Annotated in this window: 7 protein-coding genes; 4 read left to right on the forward strand and 3 right to left on the reverse strand. The window is 68.5% G+C overall.

The features are described 5' to 3' along the window. Positions 1–5: 5 nt before the first annotated feature. Genes ACFXMV_RS06060 through metH form a run of 3 tightly spaced genes read right to left on the reverse strand, consistent with a single transcriptional unit; the run spans position 6 to position 5807 of the window. The gene (locus ACFXMV_RS06060) at positions 6–1517 is read right to left on the reverse strand and encodes an ABC transporter substrate-binding protein (protein ID WP_378499323.1); all 1512 of its coding nucleotides are present in this window, start codon (positions 1515–1517) and stop codon (positions 6–8) included. A gap of 40 nt (positions 1518–1557) precedes the next feature. After that, positions 1558–2229 (reverse strand): HAD family hydrolase, encoded by a 672-nt coding sequence (locus ACFXMV_RS06065; RefSeq protein WP_378499322.1) that lies wholly within the window; start codon positions 2227–2229, stop codon positions 1558–1560. Positions 2230–2237: 8 nt separating this feature from the next. Beyond that, entirely contained in the window at positions 2238–5807 is a 3570-nt protein-coding gene (gene metH, locus ACFXMV_RS06070) for a methionine synthase (protein WP_378499321.1), read from the reverse strand. 51 nt (positions 5808–5858) lie between these two features. Between metH and ACFXMV_RS06075 the strand changes: the two genes are divergently transcribed. From ACFXMV_RS06075 to ACFXMV_RS06090, 4 genes are all read left to right on the forward strand, one after another. Further along, positions 5859–6755 carry a PAC2 family protein gene (locus ACFXMV_RS06075; RefSeq protein ID WP_378499320.1) on the forward strand — a complete coding sequence of 299 codons (897 nt, stop codon included), beginning with the start codon at positions 5859–5861 and terminating at the stop codon, positions 6753–6755. A gap of 232 nt (positions 6756–6987) precedes the next feature. Further along, on the forward strand, positions 6988–9465 hold the full coding sequence (nirB, locus tag ACFXMV_RS06080; RefSeq protein WP_378502758.1) for a nitrite reductase large subunit NirB: 2478 nt from the start codon (positions 6988–6990) through the stop codon (positions 9463–9465). After that, positions 9462–9761: a Rieske (2Fe-2S) protein gene (locus ACFXMV_RS06085; protein ID WP_378501407.1), complete on the forward strand. Its 300-nt coding sequence runs from the start codon at positions 9462–9464 to the stop codon at positions 9759–9761. The genes nirB and ACFXMV_RS06085 overlap by 4 nt, the downstream gene beginning before the upstream one ends. 78 nt (positions 9762–9839) lie before the next feature. Beyond that, positions 9840–13553, forward strand: coding sequence for a nitrate reductase subunit alpha (locus ACFXMV_RS06090; protein ID WP_378502759.1), 3714 nt, complete (start codon positions 9840–9842; stop codon positions 13551–13553). Position 13554: the final 1 nt, after the last annotated feature.

Below are 13554 nucleotides of genomic sequence, written 5' to 3' on the forward strand. Positions count from 1 at the left end.
CCGGCCTACCCGCGCCGAACCCGGGACAGGTCGAGCGCAAGGGAAGTCGCGTTTCTCGGTAGCCCGGAGATGTCCGCGTCGGTCACCACGAGGAGCGGAAAGAGGAAGAGCCAGTTCGCCGCCGCATCCTCGGTGATGGTGCCCGCCACCTCACGCATCTTCGCGACATAGCCGGCCTCGTCCGCCGCGTCGGCCTCCGCGAGCAGCCGGGTGACGGCGGGATTGCGGTAGCCCCAGTAGTACTCGGGGTTGCCGAAGGTGGAGATGTCGCGCGGCTCGGCGTGCTGGATCACCGACATCTGGTAGTCGCGGCGGCCGAAGACCGAATCGAGCCAGACCGCCGGGAACTCGACCGGATTGGTCCGCACGGTGAACCCGACCTGCTGCAGCTGCGAACTCACCACCTGCGCGGCGGCGGTGGCATACGGGAGATTGGGCACGTCGAAGCGCACCGTCGGGTTCGGGGTGCCCGCCTCGGCGAGCAGCGCGCGGGCCCGCTGCGGGTCGAAGGGATAGCGGCCCGTGAGGTCCTCGTACCAGGGGTCCGTCGGCGGCACCATCGAACCGATGAGCTCCCCGTAGCCCGCATACGCGGTATCCCGCACCGCCTTCCGATCCACGGCGTACATCACCGCGCGGCGCACCCGAATGTCGTCGAAGGGCGCGACGGCGCCGTTCATCGAGAGGGTGACCTCCCCGTTGGTGCCGCCGACCGCGACGCGGAACCGGGGATCGCGGCTGAACTGACCGAGCAGTTGCGGAGCCCCGAGTCCGTAGATCGCGTCGACGCCGCCGCTGAGCATCGCGTTGGCCTGCGCGGTGGGATCGGCAAAGTACTTCAGCCGCACCGTCTTCATCGCCGGCTGCGCACCCCAGTACCGCGGGTTGGCGGCGAGCACCAGCTCCGAGCCCGGGTTCCAGCGCGCCACGGTGAACGGTCCGGTACCGATCGCGGTGGTGGCCAAGTGGGTGACGCCGCGCGGGGTGAACATGGCGCCGATCGGGCCGGTCATGTTGAACAGCCAGGCATTGCTCGGCGCCCGCAGGATCACCCTCGCCAGGTGCGGCGAGGGTGTCTCCACCCGATCCACCACCGCCATCAGCGCGGGCGAGTTCGCGGTCCATTCGGCCTTGACCCGGTCGAGGCTGAACGCGACGTCCTCGGAGGTGAAGGCCTCGCCGTTGGAGAAGGTGGCGTCCTCGCGCAGCGCGAACTCGTACACGGTGCGGTCCGGGCTGATGGTCCACGAGGAGGCCAGCAGAGGGACGATCGCGCCCTTGTCATCGAGCCGGACCAGTCCCTCGTACACGTTGTCCAGCAACGCCTGCGGGATGGCCGCGCCCGCCGTGCGGGTGAAGTCGAGATTGTCCGGTTTCGCCGTGAGGGCGACGGTGAACGTGTCAGGTCCGCCCGCGCTCGAGAGTCCGGCCCCGGCGGAGCAGGACGCCAGCACGGCAATGGCGGCGGTCGACGCGGCAACTGCACGCAGCAGCCGTCCGGTCCACCGACGCATCATGCCAGGAATCCTGCCATGTGACGCCTCACGGCGACGCGTCTCAGGCGCGAACGGCCCGCCACGCCGACCTGAGGTCGGCCTCGCCGAGCCCGTGCAGCGAATCGTGGTGCACCCGGCGCGGTCCCACGGGCACCGGTACCTCGCACGGCACGACGAGCACCGCCACGCCTGCGGCCTCGGCTGCGGCCGCTCCTGTCGGTGAGTCCTCAACGGCGAGGCAGTGCTCCGGCGCGATGCCGAGCAGCTCGGCAGCACGCAGGTAGGGGTCCGGCTGCGGCTTGCCGCGCGGCACCTCGTCTCCGCACACCGTCACGTGGAAGTGCTCGCGTCCCAGCGTGTTCAGCGCCTGCTCCGCCAGCTCCCGCTCGGTGTTGGTCACCAACGCAGTCCGCAGGCCGCTCTCACGGACCACCCCGAGCAGCTCGCGGGCACCCGGCCGCCACGGGATACCGAGCGCGAAGAGCTCGGTGACCCTGGCGTTCAGCCAGCCTGTCGCGTCCGCGAGTGCCTGCGGCGTCGGCTCGAGGCCGAGTGCCGCGAAGATCGTCGCCAGCGCGTCGGGGCCGGACGCCCCGATGATCGCGTGCCGGGTCTCCGGCGTCATGGCGCCGCCCAGCTCCGCCGCCAGCTCGTGCATCGCGACGTCCCAGAGCTTCTCGGAGTCGAGCAGCGTGCCGTCCATGTCCCACAGGATGGCCTTCAGGTCAGACATCGAAAGCCTCAGACATTGAAGTACTTCGCCTCGGGGTGGTGCAGCACGAACGCGTCGGTCGACTGTTCGGGATGCAGCTGCAACTCCTCGGAGAGCTCAACGCCGATCCGCTCCGGCTCCAGCAGGGCCACCATCTTGGCGCGGTCCTCGAGGTCGGGGCAGGCGCCGTAGCCGAAAGAGTAACGGGCGCCGCGGTAGCCGAGCTTGAAGAAGTCCTCCACGTCGTCCGGGTCCTGCTCGGCCAGGTTGTGCCCGCCCGCGAGCACCAGTTCCTCGCGGACCCGGCGGTGCCAGTACTCGGCGAGCGCCTCGGTGAGCTGCACCCCGATGCCGTGCACCTCCAGGTAGTCCCGGTACGAGTTCGCGGCGAACAGTTCGTTGGCGAAGTCCGCGATCGGCTGGCCCATCGTCACCAGGTTCAGCGGCAACACGTCCACCTGACCGGTGCGGCGGGCCTCCTCGCGCGAGCGCACGAAGTCGGCGATGCACAGGAACCGGTCCCGGTGCTGACGGGGGAAGGTGAACCGGAACCGTTCCGGCGCATCGGCGGTCGGCTCGGTCAGCACGACCACGTCGTCGCCCTCGGAGACGGCCGGGAAGTACCCGTACACCACCGCGGCGTGCGCGAGGATGCCGTCGGTGCTGAGCCGGTCCAGCCAGTAACGCAGCCGCGGCCTGCCCTCGGTCTCCACCAGCTCCTCGTAGGTGGGACCGTCGCCTGCACGCTGCCCGCGCAGACCCCACTGGCCGAGGAACAGGGCGCGCTCGTCGAGCAGGCCCGAGTAATCGGCCAGTGAGATGCCCTTGACGATGCGGCTCCCCCAGAACGGCGGCGTCGGGATCCCGATGTCGGTGGCGACATCGGATCGTTCCGGCACCACGACGGGAACCTCGGCCGCCTTGCGCGCCTCGGCGATTCGCTTCGACCGCTCGTGCCGCGCCTTGCGCTCGGCGGCCTTCTCCCGCGCCGCGACGGCTTCCGGGCTGTTCGGGTCCAGACCGCCACCCCGCTTGACGGTCATGATCTCGTCCATGAGGCGCAGGCCCTCGAAGGCGTCGCGCGCGTAGCTGACCTCGCCCTCGTAGACCTCGGCGAGATCGTTCTCCACGTAGGAGCGGGTCAGCGCCGCGCCGCCGAGCAGCACCGGGAATTGCTCCGCGACGCCACTCTTGTTGAGCTCCTGCAGGTTCTCCTTCATCACCACGGTGGACTTCACCAGCAGCCCGGACATGCCGATCACGTCGGCCTTCTTGTCGACGGCCGCGTCGAGGATGGTCGCGATCGGCTGCTTGATGCCGAGGTTGACCACCTCGTATCCGTTGTTGCTCAGGATGATGTCGACCAGGTTCTTGCCGATGTCGTGGACGTCGCCCTTGACGGTGGCAATGACGATGCGGCCCTTGCCGTCCTCGTCGGTCACCTCCATGTGCGGCTCCAGGTACGCGACGGCCGCCTTCATCACCTCGGCGGACTGCAGCACGAACGGCAGCTGCATCTGCCCGGATCCGAACAGCTCACCGACCGTCTTCATGCCCGACAGGAGCGTCTCGTTGATGATCACCAGCGGCGACTTCTGCGTCATCGCCTCGTCCAGATCCACGTCGAGACCGGCACGCTCACCGTCGACGATGCGCCGCTCGAGCCGCTCGAACAGGGGCAGACCCGCGAGCTCCTCTGCCCGGGTCTCCCTGGCCGAGGCCGCGGACACGCCCTCGAACAGTTCCATCAGCTTCTGCAGCGGGTCGTAGCCCTCGCTGCGGCGGTCGTACACGAGGTCGAGCGCGACCTGCCGCTGCTCCTCGGGGATGCGGGCCATCGGCACGATCTTCGAGGCGTGCACGATCGCCGTGTCGAGTCCGGCCTCGGTGCACTCGTGCAGGAACACCGAGTTGAGCACCTGCCGCGCCGCCGGGTTCAGACCGAACGAGATGTTCGAGATGCCGAGGGTGAAATGCACGCGCGGGTGCAGCCGCTTGAGTTCCCGGATGGCCTCGATCGTCTCGATGCCGTCGCGGCGCACCTCCTCCTGGCCGGTGGAGATGGGGAAGGTGAGCGCGTCGATGATGACATCGGACTCGTCGAGGCCCCAGTTGGTGGTGATGTCCTCGAGCAGGCGCTCGGCGATCCGCACCTTGTGCTCGGCGGTGCGGGCCTGGCCTTCCTCGTCGATGGTCAGCGCGACGACCGCGGCGCCGTGCTCCTTGACCAACCGCATGATCTGCTGGAACCGCGAATCAGGCCCTGCGCCATCCTCGTAGTTCACCGAGTTCACCGCGCAGCGGCCCCCCAGGTGCTCGAGTCCGGCGCGCAGCACCGCGGGCTCGGTCGAGTCCAGCATGATCGGCAGCGTCGACGTCGTCGCGAAACGGCTTGCGAGCGCGGCCATGTCGAGTGCGCCATCTCGGCCGACGTAGTCGACGTTGAGATCGAGCATGTGCGCGCCGTCGCGAGTCTGGTCCTTCGCGATGTCGACGCACTTCTGGTAGTCCTCGGCGATCATGGCGTCGCGGAAGGCCTTCGAACCGTTGGAGTTGGTGCGCTCGCCGATCACCAGGATGCTGGCGTCCTGTTCGAAGGGAACCGCGGCGTACAGCGACGAGGTGCCCGGCTCGGGAACCGGGTTGCGTTCGGCCTTCTCCACCGCGCGCACCGCGTCGGCGACCTGACGGATGTGCTCGGGGGTGGTGCCGCAGCAGCCGCCGACCATGCCCAGTCCGAATTCGGAGACGAAGCCGCTCAGTGCCTCCGCGAGTTCCGGTGCGGTGAGCGGGTATTCGGCACCGTTCGCGCCCAGAACCGGCAGGCCTGCGTTCGGCATCACCGACACCGGCAACGTCGAATGCCGGGACAGGTGCCGCAGGTGCTCGCTCATCTCGGCGGGCCCGGTGGCGCAGTTCAGGCCGATCATGTCGATGCCCAGCGGCTCGAGCGCGGTCAGCGCGGCGCCGATCTCGCTGCCGAGCAGCATCGTTCCGGTCGTCTCCACGGTGACGTGGGTGATGATCGGGATCCGGCGGCCGAGCTTCTCCATGGCGTGCTGGCTGCCGATGATCGCGGCCTTGACCTGCAGCAGGTCCTGGCAGGTCTCGACCAGGATGGCGTCGGCGCCTGCCTCGATCATGCCGAGCGCGGATTCGGTGTACGCATCGCGCAGCACCGCGAACGGGGCGTGCCCGAGGGTGGGCAGCTTGGTTCCCGGCCCCATCGAGCCGAGCACGAACCGCGCCATGCCGTCCCGGCCGGGCCCCATCTCGTCGGCGACCTCGCGCGCGATCCGGGTGCCGCGCTCCGAGAGGTCGCGGATCCGGTGCGAGATGTCGTAGTCGGCGAGGTTGGGCAGGTTGCATCCGAACGTGTTGGTCTCGACGGCGTCGGCGCCCGACTCGAAGTAGGCCCGGTGGATGTCCGCGAGCACGTCGGGGCGGGTTTCGTTCAGGATCTCGTTGCAGCCCTCGAGGCCGAGGAAGTCGTCAAGAGTGAGCTCCGCGGCCTGCAGCATGGTCCCCATCGCACCGTCGCCGATGACAACGCGCTGCGACAGCGCATCCAACAGGGCGGAGTGAAATGGGGCAGACATGCCGTCCAGAGTAGTGGGCACCTCGAAGGACCCTGGTCGTAGGCTGGTCGGGTGAGTCCAAGCGAACCCGAAGTCACGTCCGAGCACGACGCGCCGACCCTGCGTGACCCAATCCTCGTCGCCGCCTTCGAGGGGTGGAACGACGCGGGCGATGCCGCCAGCGGCGCCGTCGAACACCTGGAACTCATCTGGGACGCGCGGCCGCTTGCCGAGCTCGATTCCGAGGACTACTACGACTACCAGGTCAATCGTCCGACGGTTCGCCAGGTCGACGGGGTCACCCGTGAGATCGAGTGGCCCGCCACCAGGGTGTCGGTGTGCTCTCCCCCCGGCAGCGAGCGGGACGTCCTGATCCTGCGCGGCATCGAGCCGAACATGCGCTGGCGCAGTTTCTGCGACGACCTGCTCGAGATCATCGAGGACCTCGGCGTCACCACCGTGGTCATCCTCGGCGCCCTGCTCGCCGACACCCCGCACACCCGTCCGGTGCCGGTCACCGGGACCGCGTACAGCACCGAGTCGGCCGAACGGTTCAACCTGGAGCAGACCCGCTACGAGGGGCCGACCGGGATCACCGGTGTGCTCCAGGACGAATGCGTCAAGGCAGGCGTCCCGGCGATCTCGTTCTGGGCCGCCGTCCCGCACTACGTGTCGCAGCCGCCGAACCCGAAGGCCACCGTCGCCCTCCTGCAGCGGGTGGAGGAGGTGCTCGACGTGGAGGTACCGCTCGGTGAGCTGCCCGGGCAGGCCGAGGAGTGGGAGCAGTCGGTCACCGAGATGACCAAGGACGACGAGGAGATCACCGAGTACGTGCGTTCGCTGGAGGAGCGCGGCGACGCGGAGGTCGACATCTCCGAGGTGATCTCCAAGATCGACGGCGACGCCATCGCGGCGGAGTTCGAGCGCTACCTGCGCAGGCGTGGACCGGGCAGCTTCGGCGGAATGTGAGCTCGATCTCCCCGAAGTCGCTGGGTACGTGACGCAGGACACCGATTAACAATCCCTGACATTCACCCGGTCGGCGAGGTGAGGTCTTCCTGATTCCCACGTAACCTCTGCGCATCCACTTCGTCACCGGCACGCAGCACGCTCGTCTCCATGGCGAGCACACGGCGGTTCCTTCACGATCTGACAGGCACACCGGCGCGGCCGTCACGGACCTCGGACAGGTGGTGATCTGATGCGACGACTGGTTGTGATCGGTAACGGGATGGCCGGCGCCCGCACGGTGGAGGAAATCCTCGCCAGGGGCGGCGGCGACCAGTTCGACATCACGATGATCGGCGACGAGCCATACGGCAACTACAACCGGATCATGCTCTCGCACGTGCTGGCGGGCGAGTCCTCCACCGACGACGAGGACCTGATCCTCAACCCGATGAGCTGGTACCGGGAGAACGGTGTGACCCTCTTCGCCGGTGACCGCGCGGTCCGGCTGGACCGGTTCGCGAAGACGGTGACGTGCGAGAGCGACCGCGAGGTCCACTACGACGTGTTGATCGTGGCGACCGGCAGCAACACCTTCTTCCCGAACATGGACGGCCTGCGCGAGCCCGACGGCCGGCTCGCGCGCGGGGTGTTCGGGTTCCGCACGATCGCCGACACCAACGGCATGCTGCAGATGGCCCAGGCCGACGATGACGTCTCCGCCGTGGTCATCGGCGGCGGGCTGCTCGGGCTCGAGGCGGCCTACGGTCTGCGGACCCAGGGGCTGACGGTGAACGTCGTGCACTCGCCGGGCCACCTGATGAACCAGCAGCTCGACGAACGCGGCGGATCGGTACTGCGCGCCAAGATCGAGGCGCTGGGGGTCGGTGTGCACACCTCGGTCCGGACCGACGCGGTGCTGCGGGACGAGCGGGGCCGCGTGACCGGGGTCTCCTTCACCGACGGCAGCTCCCTCGACGCCGACATGGTCGTCGTCACCGCCGGCATCCGGCCGAACACCGAGCTGGCCCGCGCGGGCGGACTGGTGATCGAACGGGGCATCGTCGTCGACGATCAGATGCGTTGCGAGGACGAGGGTTCGGTGTACGCGGTCGGCGAGTGCGCCCAGCACCGCGGCGAGCTCTACGGTCTGGTCGCCCCGGTGTGGGAGCAGGCCGTCGTGCTCGCCGAGCACCTGACCGGCTCGAATCCCGAAGCCGCCTACGAGGGTTCGCGATCGACCACCAAGCTGAAGGTCGCAGGCGTCGACGTCGCGGCGATGGGAGTCAAGGGCCCCGAGCTCGACGGCGACGAGTTCCTCCAGTTCTACGATTCGCGCAACGGCACCTACAAGAACGTGGTGGTGCGCGACGGCAAGCTGATCGGCGCCACCCTGATGGGCGAGGTCGGCAAGGCCGGGATGCTCACCCAGGCCTTCGACGGCGCGATCGAGCTTCCGGAGGACCGGCTCAGCCTCCTGTTCGACCTCGCGGACGGCGGCGCCGGCACGAACGCGGCGGATCTGCCGGACGACACCCAGATCTGCAACTGCAACGGCGTCAGCAAGGGCGACATCGTCGCCTGCGTGCACGCGGGTGCGTCCTCGCTCGGCGAGGTGATCGCAAAGACCAGGGCGGGCAAGGGCTGTGGGTCCTGCAAGGGACTCGTGGCCGACATCGTCGCGTGCGCGGCGGGCGGTGCGCTTGCCGCCGACCCGTCGGCAGACTGGTACGTGCCCTGCATCCCGATGACCAAGGCCGAGTTGATCGCCGCGATCCGGGAGCGTGACCTGCGCGCCGTCTCCCAGGTGTTCGCGGCCCTGGCCGCCGACGGCGTGGAAGACGCGGGCGCGAAGATGCCGCTTGCCTCGCTGCTGCGCACCATCTGGGGCCCGGACTGGGTCGACGAGCGTGGCGCGCTGTTCATCAACGACCGGGTGCACGCGAACATCCAGCGGGACGGCACCTTCTCGGTGGTGCCCCAGATGAAGGGCGGGGTCACCACCCCCGACCAGCTCCGCCGCATTGCCGACGTCGCCGACAAGTACCAGGTGCCGCTGGTGAAGGTGACCGGCGGGCAACGCATCGACCTGCTCGGCATCCGCAAGGAGGACCTGCCGAAGGTGTGGGGCGACCTGGACATGCCGTCGGGCTACGCCTACGGCAAGAGCATGCGCACCGTGAAGACCTGTGTCGGCAGCGATTTCTGCCGGTACGGTCTCGGCGACTCCACCGCGCTCGGCATCGCCCTCGAGGAGCGGTTCCAGGGTCTCGAGACCCCCGCCAAGCTCAAGCTGGCGGTCGCGGGCTGCCCGCGGAACTGTTCCGAGGCGCTGTGCAAGGACTTCGGCGTGGTGTCGGTCGGCGACGACCGGTGGGAGATCTACGTCGGTGGCGCCGCGGGTGCTCACATCCGCAAGGGTGATTTGCTCGCGACCGTCGAATCATCGGAAGCTGTACTCGAATTGGCCGGCCGCTTCATCCAGTACTACCGCGAGGACGCGAAGTGGCTGGAGCGAACCTATACCTGGGTTCCGCGGCTGGGGCTGGAACACCTGCAGGCCATACTGGTCCGCGACGAGGAGGGGGCCGTGGCCGGATTGGACGAGCGCATGGCGGTCGCGGTCGAGGGCTACCGCGACCCGTGGCAGGAACGCACCGAACCGAAGTCGCCTGCACAGTTCGTTTCGTCGCTTCCGCTGCTCCCGCTCCCCCAGGTGCCGGTCCGATGACCGCCATCGGCTCGGTGACCGACCTGACGCCAGGCGAGGGCAGGACGTACGTCGTCGACGGTCTCCAACTGGCCGTTTTCCTGCTGTCGGACGGCACGGTTCGCGCCATGAACGCGATATGCCCACACAAGGGCGGCCCGCTCGCCGACGGACAGATCGACGCGGGCGTGGTGATGTGTCCGCTGCACCAGTACGCGTTCTCCTTCGACACGGGGGCGTGCACGTCGGAGGGAGTGGGTGCGGCGCAGACATACCCGGCCCGGGTCGTCGACGGAATGGTGATGGTCGACATCTAGGCCCAGGCACGCACGACGCAGCTCAGCCAGTGGGGCCTGCCAGCGGTCAGGCCCATAGAAGATCCTCGAGAGGTACCAATGCCACACTCAACCAAGCCCGGCACCGCCACCGGTTCCGCGGGAACAGATCTCGCCGATTCCCTGCTCAAGTTCGGCAGACACTTCCAGCGCGGCGAGGCCTCCGAGGACGGGCGCGCGCTGTACCAGATCGGCGGCCGTACGTCGGACGACTTCTACCGCGATCGGATGTCCTACGACAAGGTGGTCCGGTCCACCCACGGCGTGAACTGCACCGGTTCCTGCTCCTGGAAGATCTACGTCAAGGACGGGATCATCACCTGGGAGGCCCAGCAGACCGACTACCCCTCGATCGGTCCCGACAAGCCCGAGTACGAGCCGCGCGGCTGCCCCCGCGGCGCGTCGTTCTCCTGGTACACCTATTCGCCTGCCCGGGTTCGCTACCCGTACGTGCGCGGCGTCCTGCTCGAGATGTACCGGGACGCGAAGGAACGGCTCAAGGACCCCGTTCTCGCGTGGGAGGACATCGCGACCGACCCCGAGAAGTCCAAGCGCTACAAGTCCGCCCGGGGCAAGGGCGGTTTCGTCCGCGCCGAGTGGTGGGAGGCCGCCGAGATCGTCGCGGCCGCGCACGTGCACACCATCAAGAAGTACGGCCCGGACCGCGTCGCCGGATTCTCGCCGATCCCCGCGATGTCGATGGTCAGCCATGCGATCGGCACCCGGTTCATCTCGCTGATCGGCGGCGCGATGCTGTCCTTCTACGACTGGTACGCCGACCTGCCCGAGGCCTCCCCCCAGGTGTTCGGCGATCAGACCGACGTGCCCGAATCGGCCGACTGGTTCGACGCCGGCTACCTGATCATGTGGGGCTCGAACGTCCCGGTCACCCGAACCCCGGACGCGCACTACATGACCGAGGCCCGCTACCGCGGCCAGAAGGTCGTCGTGGTCTCGCCCGACTACGCCGACAACACGAAGTTCGCGGACCAGTGGCTGCCCGCGCGCCCTGGCACCGACGGTGCGCTCGCCATGGCGATGGGGCACGTGATCCTCAAGGAGTTCTTCATCGAGAAGAACACCGAGTACTTCACCGACTACGTCAAGAAGTACACCGACCTGCCGTACCTGATCACCCTGGACGAGCGTGGCGACGGTTACGTCCCCGGAAAGTTCCTCACCGCAGCCGATCTCGGCGACACCTCCGAGGGAGCCGAGCACAAGACGGTGCTGCTGAACGCGGAGACCGGCGAGACCGTGGTGCCGGGCGGCTCGCTCGGCCACCGCTTCACCGAGTCCGGCAAGGGCAACTGGAACCTCGACCTGCACGGCGTCGACCCGCTGATGACCATGCACGACGACCAGGACATGGCGGCAGGCGCCGTCGCCGTCGACTTCCCGCGCTACGACACCTCGGTCCCCGGCGTGCTGCGCCGCGGTGTGCCCACCAGGACGGTCGCGGGCCGCCGCGTCACCACCGTGTTCGACCTGATGCTCGCCCAGTACGGCGTCGGACGCCCGGACCTGCCCGGCAACTGGCCGACCGGCTACGACGACACCGAGGAGCCCTACACCCCCGCCTGGCAGGAGGGCATCACCGGCGTCCCGGCCGCGGCAGCGGCGCGCGTCGCCCGCGAGTTCGCCGACAACGCCGATCGTTCCGGCGGCCGCTCGATGATCCTGATGGGCGCCGGCACCAACCACTGGTTCCACTCCGATCAGATCTACCGGTCCTTCCTGACCCTGACCATGCTCACCGGCTGCCAGGGCGTCAACGGCGGCGGCTGGGCGCACTACGTCGGGCAGGAGAAGTGCCGTCCGGTCACCGGTTGGGCGACACTGGCATTCGGCTCGGACTGGTCCCGGCCCGCCCGCCAGATGCAGGGCACCATCTTCTGGTACCTGGCCACCGACCAGTGGCGCTACGACCCGTTCACCGCCGAGGTGATGTCCTCGCCACTCGCGGACGGCAAGTTCGCAGGCCGCACCGCGGCGGACAACATCGCCCTCGCCACCCGGCTCGGCTGGATGCCGAGCTACCCGACCTTCAACCGGAATCCGCTTGACCTGGCCGACGAGGCGGACCGACTGGGCAAGGACGTCGCCGAGCACGTGGTGGACGGCCTCAAGACCGGTCACCTGCAGTTCGCCGTCGAGGATCCGGACGCACCCGAGAACTTCCCGCGGTGTCTCACGGTCTGGCGCTCGAACCTGCTCGGCTCGTCCGCGAAGGGCAACGAGTACTTCCTCAAGCACCTGCTCGGCGCCGACTCCAACCTCAACGCCCGCGACTCCGAGGGGATCCGGCCCGAGGAGATGATCTGGCGGGACGAGGCCCCGGCAGGCAAGCTCGACCTGCTCACCACGCTGGACTTCCGGATGACCAGCACCACGCTGTTCTCCGACGTCGTGCTGCCCGCCGCCACCTGGTACGAGAAGCACGACCTGTCGAGCACGGACATGCACCCGTTCGTGCACGCCTTCTCCCCCGCGATCTCCCCGCCGTGGGAGACCAAGACCGACTTCGAGGCGTTCCACCGCATCGCCCGCGGCTTCAGCTGGCTGGCGGAGAAGCACCTCGGCACCAGGCGCGACATCGTCGCGATGCCGCTGATCCACGACACCAACGACGCCACCGCCCAGCCCGGCGGCCGGGTGCTGGACTGGAAACGCGGTGAGTGCGAGCCGATCCCGGGCAAGACCATGCCGAAGATCGTCGTCGTCGAGCGGGACTACTCGGCGATCGCGGAGAAGCTCGGCGCACTCGGCCCGCTGGTCGAGGAGCTCGGCCTCACCACCAAGGGCGTCACCACCCACCCGACCGAGGAGGTCGAGTACCTGCGTGGCGTCAACGGAACAGTGCAGACCGGCATCGCGGCGGGGCGGCCCTCGCTGGCCAAGGACAAGTACGCCTGCGAGGCGATCCTCGCGCTGTCCGGCACCACCAACGGCCGGCTCGCCACCCAGGGCTTCGAGCACCTGCAGGAGCGCACCGGGACCGAGTTGGTCGACCTGGCCGCGGAGAACGAGGGCACCCGAATCCGTTTCGCGGACACCCAGGCCCGACCGGTGCCGGTGATCACCTCGCCGGAATGGTCGGGGTCGGAGACCGGCGGCAGACGGTACTCGCCGTTCACCATCAACACCGAACGGCTCAAGCCCTGGCACACGCTGACCGGCAGGCAGCACTTCTATCTCGACCACGACTGGATGGCCGAACTCGGTGAGCAGCTGCCGATCTTCCGTCCGCCGCTGGACATGACCGCGCTGTTCAGCGAACCCGCGGTCGGGGAAACCCACGGCAACGGGGTCGGTGGGACGGTCACCGTCCGGTATCTCACCCCGCACTCGAAGTGGTCGATCCACTCCGCGTACCAGGACAACCTGCACATGCTCACGCTCTCGCGCGGCGGCCAGTCCATCTGGATGTCCGACAGGGACGCCGCCAAGATCGGTGTGGCGGACAACGACTGGATCGAGGCGAGCAACCGGAACGGCATCGTGGTGGCCCGCGCGATCGTCAGCCACCGGATGCCCGAGGGCACGGTGTTCATGTACCACGCCCAGGACCGCGCGGTGGACGTGCCGCGCACCGAGCGCACCGGCAAGCGCGGAGGTATCCACAACGCGTTGACCCGCTTGATGATCAAGCCGTCGCACCTGATCGGCGGCTACGCCCAGCAGTCCTTCGCGATGAACTACCACGGACCGACCGGCAATCAGCGCGACGAGGTCACCACGATCCGCCGCCGCGACCAGGAAGTGACCTACTGAT

The organism is Rhodococcus sp. NPDC059179, assembly GCF_042754885.1.
Lineage (GTDB): Bacteria > Actinomycetota > Actinomycetes > Mycobacteriales > Mycobacteriaceae > Rhodococcus_G.

Excerpts from the sequence above, each read along its gene's own strand:
- ACFXMV_RS06065 (WP_378499322.1), bottom strand. The coding sequence starts at position 2,229 with ATGTCTGACCTGAAGGCCATCCTGTGGGACATGGACGGCACGCTGCTC.
- ACFXMV_RS06060 (WP_378499323.1), bottom strand. The coding sequence starts at position 1,517 with ATGATGCGTCGGTGGACCGGACGGCTGCTGCGTGCAGTTGCCGCGTCG.
- metH (WP_378499321.1), bottom strand. The coding sequence starts at position 5,807 with ATGTCTGCCCCATTTCACTCCGCCCTGTTGGATGCGCTGTCGCAGCGC.
- nirB (WP_378502758.1), top strand. The coding sequence starts at position 6,988 with ATGCGACGACTGGTTGTGATCGGTAACGGGATGGCCGGCGCCCGCACG.
- ACFXMV_RS06085 (WP_378501407.1), top strand. The coding sequence starts at position 9,462 with ATGACCGCCATCGGCTCGGTGACCGACCTGACGCCAGGCGAGGGCAGG.
- ACFXMV_RS06090 (WP_378502759.1), top strand. The coding sequence starts at position 9,840 with ATGCCACACTCAACCAAGCCCGGCACCGCCACCGGTTCCGCGGGAACA.